19 protein-coding genes are annotated in these 18,041 nt (G+C 59.7%); 11 read left to right on the top strand and 8 right to left on the bottom strand.

Annotation, left to right across the window (positions count from 1 at the left end; all coding sequences use genetic code 11):
• Nucleotides 1–70 precede the first annotated feature (70 nt).
• The 3 genes from AC1ROR_RS11315 to trmB all read left to right on the top strand — a co-directional run bounded on the left by AC1ROR_RS11315 (nucleotide 71) and on the right by trmB (nucleotide 2,814).
• Nucleotides 71–490: a helix-turn-helix domain-containing protein gene (locus tag AC1ROR_RS11315; protein WP_035219848.1), complete on the top strand. Its 420-nt coding sequence runs from the start codon at nucleotides 71–73 to the stop codon at nucleotides 488–490.
• Nucleotides 491–680: 190 nt separating this feature from the next.
• Complete coding sequence (gene metK / locus AC1ROR_RS11310) at nucleotides 681–1,943, top strand: methionine adenosyltransferase (RefSeq protein WP_035219191.1); 1,263 nt, start codon at nucleotides 681–683, stop codon at nucleotides 1,941–1,943.
• Nucleotides 1,944–2,115: 172 nt separating this feature from the next.
• Nucleotides 2,116–2,814, top strand: coding sequence for a tRNA (guanosine(46)-N7)-methyltransferase TrmB (trmB, locus tag AC1ROR_RS11305; RefSeq protein WP_035219189.1), 699 nt, complete (start codon nucleotides 2,116–2,118; stop codon nucleotides 2,812–2,814).
• 12 nt (nucleotides 2,815–2,826) lie between these two features.
• Here the strand turns inward: trmB and AC1ROR_RS11300 are convergent, their stop codons facing one another.
• Together AC1ROR_RS11300 and AC1ROR_RS11295 are read right to left on the bottom strand one after the other, a co-directional pair.
• Nucleotides 2,827–3,726, bottom strand: coding sequence for a ribokinase (locus AC1ROR_RS11300; protein WP_498589439.1), 900 nt, complete (start codon nucleotides 3,724–3,726; stop codon nucleotides 2,827–2,829).
• Between the two features lie 53 nt (nucleotides 3,727–3,779).
• Complete coding sequence (locus AC1ROR_RS11295; RefSeq protein ID WP_498589438.1) at nucleotides 3,780–4,973, bottom strand: DNA recombination protein RmuC; 1,194 nt, start codon at nucleotides 4,971–4,973, stop codon at nucleotides 3,780–3,782.
• Between the two features lie 149 nt (nucleotides 4,974–5,122).
• Here AC1ROR_RS11295 and def point away from each other — a divergent pair, with 149 nt between their 5' ends.
• The 3 genes from def to truA are packed head-to-tail and all read left to right on the top strand — an operon-like array spanning nucleotide 5,123 to nucleotide 7,421.
• Nucleotides 5,123–5,635, top strand: coding sequence for a peptide deformylase (gene def / locus AC1ROR_RS11290; RefSeq protein WP_080833277.1), 513 nt, complete (start codon nucleotides 5,123–5,125; stop codon nucleotides 5,633–5,635).
• 50 nt (nucleotides 5,636–5,685) lie between these two features.
• Nucleotides 5,686–6,621 carry a methionyl-tRNA formyltransferase gene (fmt, locus tag AC1ROR_RS11285; protein WP_498589437.1) on the top strand — a complete coding sequence of 312 codons (936 nt, stop codon included), beginning with the start codon at nucleotides 5,686–5,688 and terminating at the stop codon, nucleotides 6,619–6,621.
• Nucleotides 6,621–7,421: a tRNA pseudouridine(38-40) synthase TruA gene (truA, locus tag AC1ROR_RS11280; protein ID WP_035219180.1), complete on the top strand. Its 801-nt coding sequence runs from the start codon at nucleotides 6,621–6,623 to the stop codon at nucleotides 7,419–7,421. Before fmt ends, truA begins: the two co-directional genes overlap by 1 nt.
• A 21-nt stretch (nucleotides 7,422–7,442) precedes the next feature.
• Here truA and AC1ROR_RS11275 read toward each other — a convergent pair whose 3' ends face one another.
• The 3 genes from AC1ROR_RS11275 to dapD are packed head-to-tail and all read right to left on the bottom strand — an operon-like array spanning nucleotide 7,443 to nucleotide 10,088.
• Complete coding sequence (locus tag AC1ROR_RS11275; protein WP_498589436.1) at nucleotides 7,443–8,039, bottom strand: hypothetical protein; 597 nt, start codon at nucleotides 8,037–8,039, stop codon at nucleotides 7,443–7,445.
• On the bottom strand, nucleotides 8,023–9,219 hold the full coding sequence (gene dapE / locus AC1ROR_RS11270; RefSeq protein WP_498589435.1) for a succinyl-diaminopimelate desuccinylase: 1,197 nt from the start codon (nucleotides 9,217–9,219) through the stop codon (nucleotides 8,023–8,025). Before dapE ends, AC1ROR_RS11275 begins: the two co-directional genes overlap by 17 nt.
• A 14-nt stretch (nucleotides 9,220–9,233) precedes the next feature.
• On the bottom strand, nucleotides 9,234–10,088 hold the full coding sequence (gene dapD / locus AC1ROR_RS11265; RefSeq protein ID WP_035219176.1) for a 2,3,4,5-tetrahydropyridine-2,6-dicarboxylate N-succinyltransferase: 855 nt from the start codon (nucleotides 10,086–10,088) through the stop codon (nucleotides 9,234–9,236).
• 137 nt (nucleotides 10,089–10,225) lie between these two features.
• On the opposite strand from dapD, the gene AC1ROR_RS11260 reads away from it, so the two are divergent.
• Both AC1ROR_RS11260 and AC1ROR_RS11255 read left to right on the top strand, forming a co-directional pair.
• On the top strand, nucleotides 10,226–11,092 hold the full coding sequence (locus tag AC1ROR_RS11260) for an LOG family protein (protein ID WP_498589433.1): 867 nt from the start codon (nucleotides 10,226–10,228) through the stop codon (nucleotides 11,090–11,092).
• A gap of 166 nt (nucleotides 11,093–11,258) precedes the next feature.
• Nucleotides 11,259–13,598 carry a methyl-accepting chemotaxis protein gene (locus tag AC1ROR_RS11255; protein ID WP_498589432.1) on the top strand — a complete coding sequence of 780 codons (2,340 nt, stop codon included), beginning with the start codon at nucleotides 11,259–11,261 and terminating at the stop codon, nucleotides 13,596–13,598.
• Nucleotides 13,599–13,668: 70 nt separating this feature from the next.
• Here the strand turns inward: AC1ROR_RS11255 and AC1ROR_RS11250 are convergent, their stop codons facing one another.
• Nucleotides 13,669–14,613, bottom strand: a complete 945-nt coding sequence (locus AC1ROR_RS11250) for a nucleoside hydrolase (RefSeq protein ID WP_035219844.1) — start codon at nucleotides 14,611–14,613, stop codon at nucleotides 13,669–13,671.
• Nucleotides 14,614–14,808: 195 nt separating this feature from the next.
• On the opposite strand from AC1ROR_RS11250, the gene AC1ROR_RS11245 reads away from it, so the two are divergent.
• A complete protein-coding gene (locus AC1ROR_RS11245) occupies nucleotides 14,809–15,234 on the top strand; it encodes an Hsp20 family protein (protein WP_142172815.1) in 426 nt (141 codons plus the stop codon).
• 56 nt (nucleotides 15,235–15,290) lie between these two features.
• Nucleotides 15,291–15,548, top strand: coding sequence for a BQ00720 family protein (locus AC1ROR_RS11240; protein ID WP_035219174.1), 258 nt, complete (start codon nucleotides 15,291–15,293; stop codon nucleotides 15,546–15,548).
• Nucleotides 15,549–15,589: 41 nt separating this feature from the next.
• Here the strand turns inward: AC1ROR_RS11240 and AC1ROR_RS11235 are convergent, their stop codons facing one another.
• The gene (locus AC1ROR_RS11235) at nucleotides 15,590–16,207 is read right to left on the bottom strand and encodes an EF-hand domain-containing protein (protein WP_498589431.1); all 618 of its coding nucleotides are present in this window, start codon (nucleotides 16,205–16,207) and stop codon (nucleotides 15,590–15,592) included.
• A gap of 95 nt (nucleotides 16,208–16,302) precedes the next feature.
• On the bottom strand, nucleotides 16,303–17,016 hold the full coding sequence (locus tag AC1ROR_RS11230) for a pyrimidine 5'-nucleotidase (protein ID WP_035219171.1): 714 nt from the start codon (nucleotides 17,014–17,016) through the stop codon (nucleotides 16,303–16,305).
• 106 nt (nucleotides 17,017–17,122) lie between these two features.
• On the opposite strand from AC1ROR_RS11230, the gene AC1ROR_RS11225 reads away from it, so the two are divergent.
• Nucleotides 17,123–18,040, top strand: coding sequence for an EamA family transporter (locus AC1ROR_RS11225; protein ID WP_498589430.1), 918 nt, complete (start codon nucleotides 17,123–17,125; stop codon nucleotides 18,038–18,040).
• Nucleotide 18,041 lies beyond the last annotated feature (1 nt).

Genomic DNA, 18,041 nt, shown 5'->3' with positions numbered 1-18,041 from the left:
ATGCCGGATCATTTCTTCGAGTGAGTAATGAAGCGAGATATCAACCCTTTCCGAGTGTCAGGACCGCATGATGACCGAAAATAAGAAAAAGCCTAACCCCATCGACATTCATGTCGGAAGCCGAATTCGACTTCGTAGAACCATGCTGGGCATGAGCCAGGAAAAGCTGGGTGAAAGTCTTGGAATTACCTTTCAGCAAATCCAGAAGTATGAAAAAGGCACGAACCGCGTAGGCGCCAGTCGCTTGCAGAATATTTCGGCCATCCTCAACGTGCCCGTTTCCTTTTTCTTCGAAGATGCACCCGGCGATCAGGTTGGCGGTGCTCCCGGCATGGCGGAAGCGTCGAGCTCAAACTATGTGGTCGATTTCCTGTCCTCGGCTGAAGGTCTGCAGCTGAACCGCGCATTTGTCAAAATCGCCGATCCGAAGGTTCGCCGTCGCCTCGTGGACCTCGTCAAGGCGCTGGCCGCCGAGGGAGACGCGGAGTAGGGCAAGCCCGCGTGACACACTAAATTTCCGGCACAGGATGCCGGGCACTCAACGGTCCGCAAGGACCGTTTTTTTGTGCCAGATTAGAAAGGAATTCTCACATAAAGATATATTTATGTGGTTGTGTCCTTGTTTTTCATGGCCGAAATGACTAACAAACTCCAAGACCATTCTTTGAGGGGAATCCCGCATGCGTGCCAATTATCTGTTCACCAGCGAGTCCGTGGCTGAAGGTCATCCGGACAAGGTTTGTGATCGTATTTCCGATGAAATCGTGGATCTCATTTACCGTGAAGCGTCCAAGACGGGCGTCGACCCGTGGACAGTGCGCATCGCATGCGAGACGCTTGCAACGACCAACCGCGTCGTTATCGCCGGTGAGGTTCGGGTTCCCGATACGCTTCTGAAGAAGGACAAGGACGGCAAGGTTCTCAAGGACGCCGCTGGCCATCCGGTCATCAACCCCTCGAAGTTCAAGTCCGCCGCCCGCAAGGCGATCCGCGACATCGGCTATGAGCAGGACGGTTTCCACTGGAAGACCGCCAAGATCGACGTTCTCCTGCATCCGCAGTCGGCTGACATCGCGCAGGGCGTGGACAACGCCTCCGACAAGCAGGGCGACGAGGGCGCCGGCGACCAGGGCATCATGTTCGGTTACGCCTGCAAGGAAACGCCGGACCTGATGCCGGCTCCGATCTATTATTCCCACCGTATCCTGCAGCTGCTGGCAACCGCCCGTAAAAGCGGCGAAGGCGAAGCGGCAAAGCTCGGACCGGACGCCAAGAGCCAGGTGACCGTTCGTTACGTCGACGGCAAGGCCGCCGAAGCCGTATCCATTGTTCTTTCCACGCAGCATCTCGATGCAAGCTGGGATTCGAAGAAGGTTCGCGCCGTCGTCGAGCCCTATATCCGCGAAGCTCTGGGTGACCTGAAGATCGCTGACGATTGCCAGTGGTATATCAATCCGACGGGCAAGTTCGTCATCGGTGGTCCCGATGGCGATGCCGGCCTGACCGGCCGTAAGATCATCGTCGACACCTATGGCGGCGCTGCGCCCCATGGCGGCGGTGCATTCTCCGGCAAGGACACGACCAAGGTCGACCGTTCTGCTGCCTATGCCGCCCGCTATCTCGCCAAGAATGTTGTGGCCGCCGGTTTTGCCGATCGTTGCACCATCCAGATTGCTTACGCGATCGGTATCGCCCAGCCGCTGTCGATCTATGTCGATCTGCACGGCACGGGCAAGGTCAGCGAAGACCAGGTCGAAGGCGCCATCCGCAAGGTCATGGACCTGTCACCGTCGGGCATCCGCCGCCATCTCGATCTCAACAAGCCGATCTACGCCAAGACCTCCTCCTACGGCCATTTCGGACGCAAGGCAGGTCGCGATGGCTCCTTCTCCTGGGAGAAGCTCGATCTGGTGAAGCCGCTCAAGGAAGCTTTGAGCGCTTGAAGCATTTCCAGTAAAGCCGCGCAGCGGGTTTACGTCCGGAAAATGCGTGCACGGGATATCGCCCTTGTTATTTGACGGCGATTGAGAGATACCGTCACCAACCTTTTGTAACCCGCACAGTGCCTCATGTGGCGCTGTGCGGGTTAAGTCTATTTGTTCTTGAGAGTATGACATGACGGAAGAACGGCGTTCGCGCGCGACGGAAGCGTTTTTTGGCAGGCGCAAGGGCAAGCCCCTGCGCAATCAGCAGATCGACACGATCGAAAATCTGCTACCCTTGCTGAAAATCGATCTGGAAAGCGCCCCGCCGCAAAATCTCGTTGCCCTCTTTCCTGCGGATGTGAAATCGGTTCGTCTGGAAATTGGTTTCGGCGGTGGTGAGCATCTTGCCCACCGCGCGGTTGAAAACCCCGAGACTGGTTTCATCGGTGTCGAGCCCTTCGTCAATTCCATGGCGAAGTTGCTGGCAAGCGTGCGCGAAGGCGAGTTGATGAATATCCGCCTTTACGACGATGACGCAACGCAATTGCTGGACTGGCTGCCGGATGGATCAATCGATCACATCGATCTTCTCTACCCCGATCCCTGGCCCAAGAAGAAGCATTGGAAGCGTCGCTTCGTGTCCGACGTCAACCTTGCCCGTTTCCATCGCGTTCTGAAACCCGGTGGCAAGTTCTGCTTCGCTTCGGATATCGATACCTACATCAACTGGACGCTGCAGCATTGCGCCCGCCATGGCGGTTTCGAATGGACAGCGACGAGCGCTGACGACTGGCGCACACCCTATGCCAACTGGCCGGGCACGCGTTATGAGAACAAGGCGAAAAGAGAAGGCCGAAGCTCGGCCTATCTCACATTCATTCGCACCTGACGGCCGAAACCCTCAGAGATTGGCGTCCACTTCGGCGGCGACCGGAATGGACGGCTGCGCGCCAGCGCGGGTGCAGGCGAGTGAGCCAGCAACGGCGGCGCGTTTCAGTGCCTTTTCGAAATCCATCCCCTGATCGAGGCTGGCGGCAAGATAGCCGCAGAAGGTATCGCCTGCGCCGACGGTATCGACCGGTTCGATCTTGAGGCCGGACGCCCGGAAAACCTTGCCGTTACGAATGGCGATCACGCCGTCCGCACCAAGCGTCACGATCAATGTCTGGCCGCTCTTTTCATGCAGGGCCTTGATCTCGTTTTCCCGCTCGGAACCGGAAAGTCCGCTTTTACCGATCAGCAGCTCGAATTCCGTTTCATTGGCGATGACGATATCGGCGAGGCCGGCGAGGCGCGGTCCGTCAGCAGTCAGCGGTGCGGTATTGATGACGGTGGTGATGCGTTTCGCCTTGGCGGCCGTCAGCGCCGCTTCGATGGCGGGCGCGGGTATCTCGAACTGCAGCATCAGAATATCGCCCGCTGACATTTCGGCCACGGCCCTGGCCGCATCGGCTGCTGAAACTTCACCATTGGCGGCGGGAATGACGGAGATCATGTTCTCACCGCCTTCGCCGATAAGGATCATGGCGGTTCCGGTCGGGCCGGGTGCCGTCTTGACCAGTGACAGGTCGGTGCCGGCATCGCGCAGCAATGTCAGCGCCGGTGCGGCAAAGGTGTCGTCGCCTGCAGCGCCCGCCATCTTGACAGTTGCGCCCGCGCGTCTTGCGGCAAGCGCCTGATTGGCTCCCTTTCCGCCTGCTGCGGTGGCGAAGCTCTCTCCCGTCACCGTTTCACCGGGTTTGGGCAGCCGTTTGGCGGTGGCGACGAGATCCATGTTGATGGAGCCGAAAACAGTAATCATGGGGGGCATGTCCGTATAGAATTCAAGCAAGGCGGCGACTTTGCCCGAGGGCATCACTCGTCGTCAACCACCCGCAACTTGGTCGTTCCCGCCCTGTTCTCCGCAAAGCGCCGCGTCTGCTCGATTTCCCCATGTAAAGTTTCTTTTTCCGCCGACGAAAAATCGAGTCCCTCGATCTTCTGGCCACGCGCCAGCACCTTGTCGGAGGAGATCAGCATCATGTCGACGTCTTTCTGCGCCAGCCCGAAATGAGCTTGCAGCTTGCGTGTCCGATCATCCAGCCGCCGCACATCGTCCATGAGCAGAGCCACTTCACCCTGTATGAGATGCGCCTGCTCGCGCATGCGCTGATCCTTCAGCACGGACTGGATGACCTGCACCGAAAGCATCAGCAGTGATGGCGAAACGATGACGACGCGGGCGCGGTGGGCGCGTTGCACCAGATATTCGAAATGCTGGTGAATATCGGCGAAGATCGATTCTGAAGGCACGAAGATGAAGACCGTATCCTGCGTTTCGCCTCGAATGAGATATTTCTCAGCCACATCGCGGATATGCACTTCCATATCCCGGCGAAACTGCTGGGTGGCGGCCCTTTTCGTTTCCGGCGACTCGTCAGCCTTGATCGCGTTCCACGCCTCCAGCGGAAACTTGGCGTCGATGACAAGCGATGGGGCGTTGTTCGGCATTTTGATGATGCAGTCGGGCCGGTAACCGTTCGACAACGTCGGTTGAAGCTGAAAGGCGCCAGCGGGTAGCGCATCGGCGATCAGCGTTTCCATGCGTGCCTGTCCGAAAGCGCCGCGCGTCTGCTTGTTGGAAAGGATCGCCTGCAGACCGACCACGTCCTTGGCCAGATCCTGAATATTGCCCTGCGCGGCGTCGATAACCGCCAGGCGCTCCTGCAGCCGGCTCAGATTCTCATGCGTCGAGCGTGTCTGTTCCGTCAGCGTTTCACCCAGCCGCTGCGACATGCCATCGAGGCGCTGGTTGAGCGTGTGGCTCATCTCGCTCTGGCGTGTGCCGAGCGTTTCTGCCATTGCGGCGATCCGGCCGTGTAGCTCGGCCTGCGTTTTCAGGAGGTCGGAGGTTTCACCATCGGCCTGCGCTTTTTTTTCGCGGCTTTTCGTGGTCATCCAGACGGCAGCCAGGCCGAAAACCAGGGCCGCGAGCAGCGCGCCGAAGCTGATGTCGACGGAACCGGCCCGCAATGCTGGATCGAGGAGAACGGAGAAATCTATACCCATGTCTAAATCTAGCAGATTTCCTGTGATTCGTAAGATCAAAACAAGAACATTCCTGCGGCGGAAATGAGTCCGACGGAACGGGCGACAGGTGCCGGTTTGGCCTGCGTGTTTTTTATTTCCTCGGCGCAAGAGATACGTTATGGGAAGCCATGACTATCAAACCGCTTATCATTTTGCCCGATCCCGTGCTGCGCCAGCAATCGAAGCCCATCGAACAGGTGGATGCCGAAGTGCTACGCCTCGCCGATGACATGCTGGAAACCATGTATGATGCGCCGGGAATCGGCCTTGCCGCCATTCAGGTCGGCGTGGCGCGCCGCATGCTGGTGATCGACGTTGCGCGTGAAGGCGAGGAAAAGGCCCCCGTCGTCTTCATCAATCCGGAAATCCTCAAGGTGTCGGACGATATCTCGACCTATGAGGAAGGCTGCCTCTCCATTCCCGACTATTACGCCGAAGTCGAGCGCCCCGCAGCCTTGACGGTGCGATATGTCGGCCGTGACGGCAAGCAGCAGACCGTCGAGGCGGACGGGCTTCTGGCGACGTGTCTGCAGCACGAGATCGATCACCTGAACGGCGTTCTCTTCATCGACCATATTTCGCGACTGAAGCGCGACATGGTCATCAAGAAATTCACGAAAGCGGCCCGCGCAAAGGTCTGATCCGTCCTCCTTATCTGGAGACGGAACGGCAAAAAGGGCAGGGGGCGACGATGGCTCTTCGCATCATCTTCATGGGCACACCGGAATTCTCCGTTCCCACGTTGCGTGCATTGGTGGAAGCGGGTCACGAGGTCGTTGCCGTCTATACGCAGCCGCCGCGTCCCGGCGGCCGCCGTGGCCTTGATCTGCAAAAATCTCCGGTGCATCAGGCGGCTGAGCTTCTGGGCCTGCCCGTGCTGACGCCCGTAAACTTCAAGGCTGAAGAAGATCGCCAGCAATTTCGGGAGTTTAATGCCGATGTGGCGGTCGTGGTGGCCTATGGGCTGCTGTTACCCGAAGCGATCCTCTCCGGCACGCGCCTTGGCTGTTATAATGGCCATGCCTCGCTACTGCCGCGCTGGCGGGGCGCGGCACCCATCCAGCGGGCGATCATGGCCGGCGATGCCGAGACCGGCATGATGGTCATGAAAATGGAAAAGGGGCTGGATACCGGGCCTGTTGCGCTGACCGCCAGGGTCGCGATCGATGAGAACATGACCGCCGGCGAATTGCACGACAGCCTGATGCTGGCCGGCGCACGGCTGATGCGGCAGGCGATGGACAAGCTGGAAGCGGACGATCTTCCTCTGACCGTGCAGGCCGAAGAGGGTGTTGTTTACGCATCCAAGATCGACAAGGGCGAGACCCGTATCGATTTTTCCCGGCCGGCACAGGATGTGCATAACCACATTCGCGGCCTCTCGCCGTTTCCCGGCGCCTGGCTGGAGATGTACATCGGCGGCAAGGCGGAGCGGGTGAAGGTCCTGGCCTCCGAACTGGCGAGCGGCATGGGAGAAGCGGGCGCAGTGCTTGACGATGCCCTGACCATCGCCTGTGGCAGCGACGCGGTGCGGCTCACCCGTCTGCAGAAGGCGGGCGGCAAGCCGATGTCGGCGGCGGATTTCGTGCGCGGCACGCCGGTTCCCCCCTCAACGAGGCTCGGTTGATGCCACGTTTCCGCATGACCGTCGAATATGACGGTACGCCTTATTACGGCTGGCAGAGGCAGGATAACGGGCCGTCCGTTCAGGGCGCTCTGGAAGCCGCCGTCCGGTCGCTGACCGGCGAGACCGTTTCCATTCGCGGTGCCGGCCGCACGGATTCAGGCGTACATGCTGTCGGGCAGGTCATACACGTCGATCTTGCCCGCGACTGGGAACCCTACAAGCTTCGCAACGCGGTGAACGCGCATCTCGCCATGGCAAAAGAGGCCGTCTCGGTTCTGGATGCGGCGGCGGTGACGGAAGATTTCGACGCCCGTTTTTCCGCCATCCGTCGCCATTATCTCTATCGTATTATCTGCCGCAAATCGCGGCTGGCGCTGGAGCACAAGCGTGCATGGTGGGTGTCGAAGGACATGGATCATGAGCGCATGCATGAAGCCGCCCAGATGCTCGTCGGCCGGCACGATTTCACCACCTTCCGCTCGGTCCATTGTCAGGCGAACAGCCCGGTCCGGACGCTCGACCGGCTGGATGTGACCCGCACCGGCGATCTCATCGAGATACGGGCGACGGCGCAGAGCTTCCTACATAATCAGATCCGTTCTTTTGCGGGCACGCTGAAACTGGCGGGTGAAGGCACGATGACGCCGGAGGATGTGCGCGCCGCACTGGAAGCGCGGGATCGCAAGGCCTGCGGCCCCGTCGCACCGCCGGACGGTCTTTATTTCATGCAGGTCGATTATCCCGACGTCATTCCGCCACGCCGTCACTCCGCAGTTGAAATCACGGAAGATATGGACTGACCCGAAAGGTCGCCCTGAGTCTCAGGCCGGATAAACGCCGAGAAAACGCTGCAGCGCTTCCGATAGCAGCATCCCCGGCACCAGCAGCGTCATGACGATTGCCGAGACAAGCAGCGACTGGTCGCGGATGAAGAACCGCACAATGCGCGAAAAGGCAAAGACCAGCGACAAAAGCAGCGCCAGCCAGAGAATGGCGATCAACCCCTGCAAAGGCGGCAGGAAGAATGCAATCAGGATCAGAACGGCATAGGCATAGTAAAACGGCAGCGACAGCCAGTTCATGGTGGTGACCAGCGGTGCGAATTTTTCCCTTGCGCCGAAGGCGAACAGCAGCATGCCGATCAACAGCAGCGGCACGATCCAGCATATGGCCTCGACCATCGCCAGGCGGAAAAAGAAGATGAAGCCTGTTCCGGTGCCGGGCGGATAGCTGGCCAGGAAGGCAGCGCGCAGCCACAGCCAGGAAACCAGCATGGCGGGCAGGCACCACAGGGCCGAATAGAAAGATCGCCACATGCCGCGTTCGGACAGGTCCAGGTAACGCGCGCCGGCATGGTCGCCGAGCAGCAGAAGCCACAGGCCCTTCAGATAGAGCCTTATTTCACTTGCCGTCGGCATGGGCGAACCAGCGTTCGATAAAGGTTTCGTAAATGCGGGTCAGCGTCTCGAGATCGGCAACCGCCACGCGCTCATCGACCATATGCATGGTCTGCCCGACGAGGCCGAATTCTACCACCGGGCAATAATCCTTGATGAAGCGCGCATCCGATGTGCCGCCCGTGGTCGAAAGCCGGGGCTCCTTGCCTGTCACGGCCTCCACAGCGCCGGAAAGCGACGAGATGAGGGCATTGTTCCGTGTCAGGAAAACATGGGCCGGGCGGTCGGCCCAGACGATGTCGTATTTCACCGGGCTGCGGTCTGGGCGCAGCTCGCCGTCCGCTGCGGCGGCATCGAGGCGACGGATGATTTCCGCTCGCAGGCTTTCGGCCGTCCAGCTGTCGTTGAAACGGATATTGAAAGCCGCTGTCGCCCGCGCCGGGATCACATTGGTGGCGGCGTTGCCGGTGTCGACGGTCGTCACTTCCAGATTGGAGGGCTGGAAATTATCCGTACCGTTATCGAAGGGCGGATGCATCAGCGCATGGGTCAGCTGTAGCAGTCCGCGAATGGGATTGTCGGCGAGATGCGGATAGGCGGCATGCCCCTGCACGCCGTGCACGGTGATGCGGCCGGAAAGCGATCCACGGCGGCCGATCTTGATCATGTCACCCAGCTGGTCGGGATTGGTCGGCTCGCCCACCACGCAGGCGTCCCAGGTTTCGCCTTTGGCTGCAGCCCATTCCAGCAGCTTTGAGGTGCCGTTGATCGACGGACCTTCCTCATCGCCGGTGATCAGGAACGACACCGAACCCTTCGGTTTGCCATGTTTCTCGATATGGCGGGCAATGGCGGCGATAAAGCAGGCAATGCCGCCCTTCATGTCCACGGCACCCCGGCCGAACATCTCGCCGTCAGCAATCTCGGCCGCAAAGGGCGGATGGCTCCATGCGGCCTCGTCGCCCACCGGCACGACGTCCGTGTGGCCCGCAAACATCAGATGCGGACCTTCCGTGCCGAGCCGGGCATAGAGGTTTTCCACGTCAGGCGTTCCCGCTTCCGTCGCCAGCATTTTTTCCACCACAAAGCCAAGCGGTGAAAGCAGGGTGTCGAGCAGCGATAGCGCACCGCCTTCGGCGGGCGTCACCGAGGGGCAACGGATGAGGGCGGCGAGATTGGCAACGGGATCGGTCGTGGTCATGGCAGTCGCTTTTATCAGTCGCGCAGAAGCTCGTTGATACCGGTCTTGGAGCGGGTCTTTTCATCGACGCGCTTGACGATGACGGCGCAATAGAGGCTCGGGCCCGGCTCGCCGTTCGGGAAAGGCTTGCCCGGCATGGTGCCGGCAACGACGACGGAATAGGGCGGCACTTCGCCATAGGTGATCTCGCCGGTGGCGCGGTCGACGATCTTGGTGGACTTGCCGATGAAGACGCCCATGCCGAGAACGGCGCCTTCGCGCACGATGCAGCCTTCGACGACTTCCGAACGGGCGCCGATGAAGCAATTATCCTCGATGATGGTCGGGCCGGCCTGAAGCGGCTCCAGAACGCCGCCAATACCGACGCCGCCCGAAAGGTGGACGTTCTTGCCGATCTGCGCACAGGAACCGACCGTCGCCCAGGTGTCGACCATCGTGCCTTCATCGACATAAGCGCCGAGATTGACGAAGGACGGCATCAGCACCACGTTCTTGGCCACATAGGCGGAGCGGCGCACCACCGCGTTCGGCACGGCGCGGAAGCCGGCGGCGCGGAACTGGTTTTCGCCCCAGTTTTCGAACTTCGATGGCACCTTGTCCCACCAGGTAGATTCGCCCGGTCCGCCGGTCACGATCTCCATATCGTTCAGACGGAAGGAGAGGAGCACGGCCTTTTTCAGCCACTGGTTCACCTTCCAGTTTCCATCCGCCTGCTTCTCGGCCACGCGAACCTTGCCGCTGTCGAGAAGTTGAAGAGATGTGTCCACCGCGTCGCGAACCTCGCCCTTCGTCGATACGTTCACACCGTCGCGGTTGTCGAAGGCGGTTTCGATGATGGTTTCGAGGGAGGTGAGATCCGTAAGGCTCATGGAAAATTCCTTAAAGTCGCGTGTGTTCGTGGTCACGGATGGTCCCGCGCCGCTGGAAGGCTTTGGCCATTTGATCTAAGGGAGTGTTGGAAAGGCGTCAATGTGATTTGGGTGATTTGGCGCGTCAGACGAAAGGCATGGAAATGACACGACTGAAAAACGGCAAGTTGCGGCGCAAGGACGGGGTTTGGGACCCCTTGAAACGCAGTGCCGTCGACAAGCAGCAGGCCGAAGTCGTTCAAAAGACGCCGCAGTCGGATTCCCCGTCCTACAGGCTTGCCTATGTGGACATGGATTTTCTCTGCCGCGAGGAGTTGCGCCCCATCAGACTTCAATTGGAACTTCTGAAAACGGAAATGGCGCTGACGGAGCGCGGGATCAAATCCACCGTCGTCATGTTCGGCGGCGCCCGTATTCCTGAACCGGGCGGCGAGGCTTGGGCGGCGCGTAACGAGACGCAGAAGCGCAATCTGGAGCAATCCTCGGTCTATTATGACGAGGCGCGCAAGTTCGCCCGGCTTTGCACCGAATATGCCGCGAAATCCGATCACCTCGAATATGTCGTGGTCACCGGTGGCGGTCCAGGCGTCATGGAAGCGGGCAATCGCGGCGCTGCCGATGCGGGAGGCCCGTCAATCGGCCTCAACATCGTGCTGCCGCACGAGCAGGCCCCCAACCCCTATGTCACGCCGGAACTGAGCTTCAATTTCCACTATTTCGCCATCCGCAAGATGCATTTCCTCATGCGGGCAAAGGCCGTGGTGATTTTCCCCGGCGGTTTCGGCACGCTCGATGAACTTTTCGAAGCGCTGACCCTGATCCAGACGAAGCGCATGGAGCCCATTCCGCTCATCCTGTTCGGCGAGAAATTCTGGCGATCCGTGATCAATTTCGAGTTTCTGGCGGATTTCGGCACCATTGCGCCGGAGGATATGAATCTCCTGAATTTCGCTGAAACGGCCGATGATGCGTGGCGCATCATTTCCGAACATTATGAACATTGAATTTTAGCTTGATGCGGCGCGGCGGTTTTAGGGCTTAATTAGCAAAGATATTCTAGTTTTCCCTCGTCGCGCTGCAGCGCACTGCCCACACGGGCGGGCCTCCATGACGGAGATTAATCATCCGTTGACGTCAGTCGTTCTGACTGGCGATTTGATCGAGGCCAAAATGTTCAATTTCAAAGTGAAGTCGCTTGCGACCAAGCTGATCCTCGTAACCGGCTGTGCCATCACCACGGTTCTCGTCGCATCGAATTCCTTCCTTATTTCCCAGACCAGCGAGCGCGTCCACGCGCTGACCATGGATCAGGCCAATACCGAGGCACGCGCCATCGCCAACGTCATCGCCGCCGATGTGGGCGAACTCGGCAGCGCCGCGCGCTCCATGGCCGGCGTCATCGGTCGCGCGCATCAGGCGAAATCGATGGATCGCCCCGGCATCGTCAACATCCTCAAGGCCAATGTCGAGCAGAACACCTTCGCTTTCGGAAGCTGGTTCTGCGAGCAGCTCGGCCTTTTCGACGGACAGAGCAAGGAGATCGCCGGCAGGCTCGATCTCGGCACCAATGAAAACGGCGCCTTCGCACCCTACTGGTCGAAGACCCAGAAGGGCGACATTCAGTTCTCGACCTTCAAGAACGACTATGCGGCGGAATGGTATGCGCTCGCCTCCAAATCCGGCAAGGGCGCGATCACCCAGCCCTATCTCGCCGAAGGCACGGAAGTGCCCACCACCATGACTTCGCTTGCCTATCCCGTCATGTCGGATGGTAAGATGATCGGCGTGGCAGGCGTTGATATTTCGCTGGCCTCGCTGTCGCAGAAGCTGCAGGCGCTGCATCCTTTCGAGACCGGCCGCGTGACTCTGGTATCGCAGGGCGGCCAATGGCTGGTGCCGCCGACGCCCGAACAGAACATGAAGGCCTATGACGGAGACGGTGCGAGCACCGTTCAGGCGGCCATCACCTCGGGCAAACAGGGCCTCATCGAAAATCTCGGCCTCGATACCGATGCGCCCTATAACCGTCTTGTCTACCCCTTCGCGGTTCCTGGCCTCAATGCGACTTGGGTGGTTCTGGTCGATATTCCTCATCAGGCGCTGAACGCTCCGGTGGAAGAGCAGACCTACATGATGATCATCGGCGCGATCGTCATTCTCGCCGCAGTCATCACCGCCCTTTACTTCGCCGTCCGTCACTTCGTCGGTGGCCCGCTCGCCTCTCTGGTCGCGGATGTTCGTACGCTGAGCGACGGCCGTTACGACGCGCCGGTGTCCGGGCAGGACCGCAGGGATGAAACGGGTGCTGTGGCGACCGCACTGGAAGGCTTCCGTGCAAAGCTCGCCGGCATTCGTGAAATGGAGGCCGAGGCTGCAGTCCAGCGCGGCAATGCCGAAACGGCGCGCCAGCGGTCGGAATCCGAACGCAGTGAAAACAGCCGCATGCAGCAGCACATCGTCAGTGTGCTCGGTTCAGGCCTCAACGCGCTTTCGCAGGGCAATCTGACCTACCGGATCAACGACGAGTTCCCCGGTGAATATGCTAAGCTCCGTGATGATTTCAATTCGGCGCTCGCCAGCCTCGAGGAAACCGTCTCCACGGTGAATGCAACGGTTGTCAGCATCGGCAACGGCACCGGTGAGATCACCCGGGCCGCCAGCGATCTTTCGCACCGCACGGAACAGCAGGCCGCAAGTCTGGAAGAAACCGCAGCCGCGCTTAATGAGCTGACTGCGCAGGTCAATTCCAGCGCGGAAAATGCCGCACAGGCGGCCGGCGCTGTCAGCCATGCCTGTGATGACGCCGGCAAGTCGGGTGAGGTCGTGCAGCAGGCCGTGAATTCCATGGAGGGCATCGCGCAATCCTCGGCGGAAATCTCCCGCATTATCGGCGTCATCGACGAGATCGCCTTCCAGACCAATCTCCTGGCGCTGAATGCCGGTGTGGAAGCCGCCCGCGCGGGCGATGCGGGCAAGGGCTTTGCCGTTGTCGCGCAGGAAGTACGCGAACTGGCGCAACGCTCCGCCAATGCGGCCAAGGAGATCAAGGGCCTGATCAATACCTCGGCAAGGCAGGTTGGCGAAGGCGTTCAGCTGGTTGGCAAGGCCGGTGAGACGATGAAGAACATCGCCGACCAGGTCTTGCAGATCAACCAGCTGATCAGGCAGATTTCCGCCTCCGCCAGCGAGCAGGCCGTGGGCCTGAAGGAGATCAATTCCGCCGTTACCCAGATGGACCAGGTCACCCAGCAGAATGCGGCAATGGTGGAGGAAACCACGGCGGCCAGCGTGACGCTGAATGGTGAAGCCGGAACGCTGAAATCGCTCGTCGCCGGCTTCTCCGTGTCCGGTGGCCATTCAAGCCAGCAATTGCGCGCCACTGCGGCGGCAATGCGCGCACCCGTCGCTCCAACTCCGGCACATGCACCTGCGCGCACCGCCGCGCCGCGTGCCCAGCCAAGAACCAGCGGCGCAAACGCGCTCGCGCAGGATGACTGGACCGAATTCTGACGGCTATCTCCCGATCGAATGAAAAGGGCCGCTCGTTTTTCCAGCGGCCCTTTTTATGTCCGGGTTCCGGTCAAAGCCGGGCGAAACGTTCGGTCAGCAATTCGAAGAAACCGTCCGCATCCACATTGCGCATCACACGCGCATTGGCCGAGCGCTCGGTCACGCGCCACCAGTCCACCACCGTCATGCCCATGGTCAGTTCGGAACTGACCTCGATTTCGACATTGCAGTCACGCCCCTGAAACAGCTCGGGCTTGATGAGATAGGCAATGACGGACGGATCATGCAGTGGGCCGCCGTCCGAACCGTATTTCTCGATGTCAAAACGTTCAAAGAATTCCAGCATTTCCGCCATGGCGATCGCCGGGCGTGTGCCGATGTCGCGAATGCGGCTGACGCGTGCCTTGGTGGTCAGGAGTTTATGGGTGACGTCGAGTGGCATCATGACGACTGGAATGCCTGCACGGAAGACGATATCGGCGGCCTGCGGATCGACATAGATGTTGAATTCCGCTGCCGGCGTGATGTTGCCGCCTTCGAAGAAGCCACCGCCCATCATCACCAGCTCCTTGATACGGTCAGCGATCTCAGGTGCCTTCAGCAGAGCCAGCGCCACATTGGTCAGCGCGCCAAGCGTGCAGAGCGTCACGGTGCCGGCGGGTTCGCGCATCAGCGTTTCGATGATGAAATCGACCGCGTGCTGCTTTTGCGCTTCCATTGTCGGCTCATCGAGAACCGGGCCGTCGAGGCCGGTGCTGCCGTGAACATGTTCGGCGGTGATGGGCTTGCGCACCAGCGGCTTCTCGGCGCCCTCATAGACGGGAATATCGGTGCGGCCGCACAATTCGCAGATGATACGGATGTTGCGGCTGGTCAGTTTCAGCGGAACGTTGCCGGCGACGGCGCACAATCCGAGAATTTCGATTTCCTCCGGGCTTGCGAAAGCGAGCATGATTGCCGCCGCGTCGTCCTGGCCCGGATCCGTGTCGATGATGATTTTTCTGCGTTCTGCCATGTCTTGCCCGCCGTTGAGATGAGCGCTTTTTTCGAGCGGCAGGTGCTCACTTGTCAAGCCACATTCCTTTGCGCCCGTGTCCGTCTTGCGCATTGCTGCCTGGCTTCCCATATTGTTTGAGCCGGTGCGATTGACCGGCAAGGTTGCCGGAAGCGGGACCGCGAAACGTCGCTTGGTTGCAAGGACAGAAACGATATGAGCCGCATGACGCCATTCACCCACCCGCTGTTGCTGGGTTTTGATGCCATGGAAAAAACGCTGGAGCGTATGGCGAAGGCCAATGACGGCTATCCTCCCTACAATATCGAGCGCCTGCCGGGCAGTGACGATGTGCCGGAACGGCTGCGCATCACCATCGCGGTTGCCGGGTTTTCGCAGGATGATCTGGATGTAACGACGGCCGACAACCAGCTCGTCATTCGCGGCCGCCAGCAGGAACAGGAAAAGCGGGATTTTCTTTATAGAGGCATCGCAGCGCGCCAGTTCCAGCGGGTCTTCGTGCTTGCCGATGGCATGCAGGTCAGGGAAGCGCGCATGCGCAACGGCCTTCTCTCCATCGATCTCGTCCGGCCTGAAATTTCGAACGTGGTAAAGAAAATTAATATTTCCGTCTCAGAGTAGAACGTGAACGCCGGAATCGGACATGAATCGCTCGGCGTGAAGAAGGAGGCTGAAATATGCTTTTAAAAGAAGCGCATGCGCGTCTCACCCGATCACAGCTCGCCCATATCGGTGAGGGCGAAGTGGGTTATATCCGCAAGATCCGTGCGGAAGACGTCAGCCGCTGTTTCCCGGAGGCGCCTGATCTCGATCCGCAACTGGATCTGTGGGCGCTGTTCGGTGCGGATGGTACGCCGATCCTCCTGACGGACAACCGGTCCAGTACGTTTTTCAAGGCTGCTGAAGACGATCTTACGACCGTCAGCCTGCATTGAAGAAAAAAGCCCGCTTTTGAGCGGGCTTTTTCTTTAGCGGATCAGAGGAATGGGCGGTCGGGCATATCGTCGATCGAGATGACGCCGTCCTTGTTCTTGTCCAGCCGTTCGAACATTTTTTCACCGGCTGCGGTGAATTCGGCCTTGCTGACCTGGCCGTTCTCGTCAGTATCGGCCCAGCGGATCAGCGCGTAGCCGGCGCCCTTGCCGCCATGCTTGCTCCAGCCCTGATGGCCGAAACGGCCGCCATGTTCGCGTTCGGCATGTCTTTCGGCGCGCTTGCCTTCAGGGGCCTTGCCGTCTTCGGCTTTGGCTTCCTCACGCTCGGGGCGCGGATTGGCGGCGCGGAAGGCCTCCATCTTTGCCTGACGATATTCGCGCATTTCCTTCGGCGTGATCGAGCCGTCCTTGTCCTTGTCGATCTCGGTGAAGAGTGCGTCCTGACGTGCGGCGAATTCCTCCTTGGAAATCTTGCCGTCCTTGTTGGTGTCGGCAACCTTCAGGAGGTGAACGAAGGCCGCTTCCTGGCGAATGGGCATGCGCTCGCCATGGCCTTTGCCCGGCGCAGGCGGGGCGGCAAAACCTGCCGTTGCGGCCGTGCCGACCAGAAGGGCTGCGCCAAGAGCAGAGAGGGCGATTTTTCGTGTGGTCATCGTCATTACCTTTCTTTGGTGTCCCTGAGAAAAAGATAATGACGTCGACCGCGCCCCACCACTTAAACATCGGTAAGGTGGATGAAGCTTCGGTAATGTTGTCAGCGCGGGATCGTTCTGGTCAGAAAGCCGGTCAGATCGTCGGTGATATAATCGATATGCGCATCCGTCTCGGCGGGAATCTCCCAGCGTTCCATGATGACGCCCTCGAGATTGGAGGGAACGAGAAGAACGGTCTTCATGCCAAGCGCCTTGGGTGCCGCGAGATTGCGCGGCAGGTCCTCGAACATGGCGGCTTTTTTCGTATCGAGCTTCGCAAGCGCTGCGAATTTCTCGTAGGTCGCGCTGGCCGGCTTCGGTAGATAATTCGCGGCGACAATGTCGAAAATATCCTCGAAATGATCGAGAATGCCGAGCGCACCGGCGGCTGCCTGCGCATGTTTGACGCTGCCATTGGTCAGGATGAACTTGCGGCCCGGCAAGGCCTTTATCGCCTCGCCAAGTTCCGGATGCGGTTTCAGCGCCGAATAATCGATGGCATGGGCGCGTTCCAGAAACTCATCGGGGCTTATGCCGTAGTTGATCATCAGGCCCTGAAGCGTGGTGCCATGGTCATGATAATAGCGTTTCTGCAGCTTGCGGGCTTCGTCGGGATCAAGTTTCAGAAGCTCCGCCACATAGGCCGTCATATTACGATCGATCTGGGAAAACAGATTGACGTGATGCGGATAGAGCGTGTTGTCGAGATCGAAGACCCATTCGCTCACATGGGCGAAATCGGCGGCGTCGGGCAGGTTTTGCGGCTTTGTGTTCATGGGCTGCTTTATGCCCGTTTCGAATGCCGAAGAAAATCGAAAAGACGACGACTGAAGGGAAAATCGGGCTTGGCCGCAGCCTTCAGCCCATGATACCGCCAATGCCATGGAACTCTGGATAGGCATAACCTTCGCGAGCGCGTTCTTGCAGAACCTGCGCTCGACCCTGCAAAAGCACCTCAAGGGCATGATGGGCACCACGGGCGCGACTTTCGTGCGCTTCGTATTCGGAATGCCTTTTGCTGTCGCTTATCTCGTTTTTCTGCATGGTGCGCTCGGCCGGCCGCTGCCGGTGCCGAACATGTCCTTTGCAATATGGGCAATGGTCGGAGCCATGGCGCAGATCGCCGCCACCTTCCTGCTCGTGCACCTGTTCTCCTTCCGCAATTTTGCGGTCGGCACGGCCTATTCCCGTACCGAACCGGCGCAGGCGGCGCTGTTTGCACTGATTTTCGTCGGAGAAAGCGTCAACAGCGGAACGTTGGTGGCCATCGCCGTTTCAGTGGCCGGCGTCATGCTGATTTCGGTCGCGCGCACGGAAGTGACACCCGCTTCCATCCTTACCTCCATTTTCAGCCGCACGGCGGGCATCGGCCTGGCCTCGGGCGCGTTCTTCGGCCTCTCATCGGTTGCCTATCGCTCCGCCTCGCTGGCGCTGGCGCCCAGCCTGCCTGCCCCGGATGCCATGATGCAGGCCGGTTTTACCCTTGTCGTCGTCATTGTGACGCAGACCCTGTCGATGTTCCTTTGGATCGTCTGGCGGGAGAGGGACGAGCTGCCCCGCATCGCCAGGGCGTGGAAACCGTCGCTTGCGGTCGGTTTCGTCGGCGCCACGGCGTCATTCGGATGGTTCACGGCAATGACCCTGCAACAGGCCGCCGTGGTCAAGGCGCTGGCGCAGGTGGAAATGCTCTTTGCCTTCGCCTCGACCGTGCTTTTCTTCAAGGAGAAGATCAATCGGCTGGAAATTTCCGGCTGCCTGCTGATCGTGGTGGGCGTATTGTCGCTGCTGGCATTCGGCTGAA

Source organism: Agrobacterium sp. GW821-FHT14E08 (assembly GCF_058803865.1).
This window is presented reverse-complemented; position numbering and strand designations above follow the sequence as displayed.

Coding starts and splice junctions, on each gene's coding strand:
- AC1ROR_RS11235 (WP_498589431.1), bottom strand. CDS start 16,207: ATGACGATGACCACACGAAAAATCGCCCTCTCTGCTCTTGGCGCAGCC.
- AC1ROR_RS11275 (WP_498589436.1), bottom strand. CDS start 8,039: ATGCCGACGGCAAGTGAAATAAGGCTCTATCTGAAGGGCCTGTGGCTT.
- AC1ROR_RS11300 (WP_498589439.1), bottom strand. CDS start 3,726: ATGATTACTGTTTTCGGCTCCATCAACATGGATCTCGTCGCCACCGCC.
- metK (WP_035219191.1), top strand. CDS start 681: ATGCGTGCCAATTATCTGTTCACCAGCGAGTCCGTGGCTGAAGGTCAT.
- dapD (WP_035219176.1), bottom strand. CDS start 10,088: ATGAGCCTTACGGATCTCACCTCCCTCGAAACCATCATCGAAACCGCC.
- AC1ROR_RS11295 (WP_498589438.1), bottom strand. CDS start 4,973: ATGGGTATAGATTTCTCCGTTCTCCTCGATCCAGCATTGCGGGCCGGT.
- AC1ROR_RS11260 (WP_498589433.1), top strand. CDS start 10,226: ATGGAAATGACACGACTGAAAAACGGCAAGTTGCGGCGCAAGGACGGG.
- dapE (WP_498589435.1), bottom strand. CDS start 9,219: ATGACCACGACCGATCCCGTTGCCAATCTCGCCGCCCTCATCCGTTGC.
- AC1ROR_RS11255 (WP_498589432.1), top strand. CDS start 11,259: ATGTTCAATTTCAAAGTGAAGTCGCTTGCGACCAAGCTGATCCTCGTA.
- trmB (WP_035219189.1), top strand. CDS start 2,116: ATGACGGAAGAACGGCGTTCGCGCGCGACGGAAGCGTTTTTTGGCAGG.
- AC1ROR_RS11240 (WP_035219174.1), top strand. CDS start 15,291: ATGCTTTTAAAAGAAGCGCATGCGCGTCTCACCCGATCACAGCTCGCC.
- AC1ROR_RS11315 (WP_035219848.1), top strand. CDS start 71: ATGACCGAAAATAAGAAAAAGCCTAACCCCATCGACATTCATGTCGGA.
- AC1ROR_RS11245 (WP_142172815.1), top strand. CDS start 14,809: ATGAGCCGCATGACGCCATTCACCCACCCGCTGTTGCTGGGTTTTGAT.
- def (WP_080833277.1), top strand. CDS start 5,123: ATGACTATCAAACCGCTTATCATTTTGCCCGATCCCGTGCTGCGCCAG.
- AC1ROR_RS11230 (WP_035219171.1), bottom strand. CDS start 17,016: ATGAACACAAAGCCGCAAAACCTGCCCGACGCCGCCGATTTCGCCCAT.
- truA (WP_035219180.1), top strand. CDS start 6,621: ATGCCACGTTTCCGCATGACCGTCGAATATGACGGTACGCCTTATTAC.
- AC1ROR_RS11250 (WP_035219844.1), bottom strand. CDS start 14,613: ATGGCAGAACGCAGAAAAATCATCATCGACACGGATCCGGGCCAGGAC.
- fmt (WP_498589437.1), top strand. CDS start 5,686: ATGGCTCTTCGCATCATCTTCATGGGCACACCGGAATTCTCCGTTCCC.
- AC1ROR_RS11225 (WP_498589430.1), top strand. CDS start 17,123: ATGGAACTCTGGATAGGCATAACCTTCGCGAGCGCGTTCTTGCAGAAC.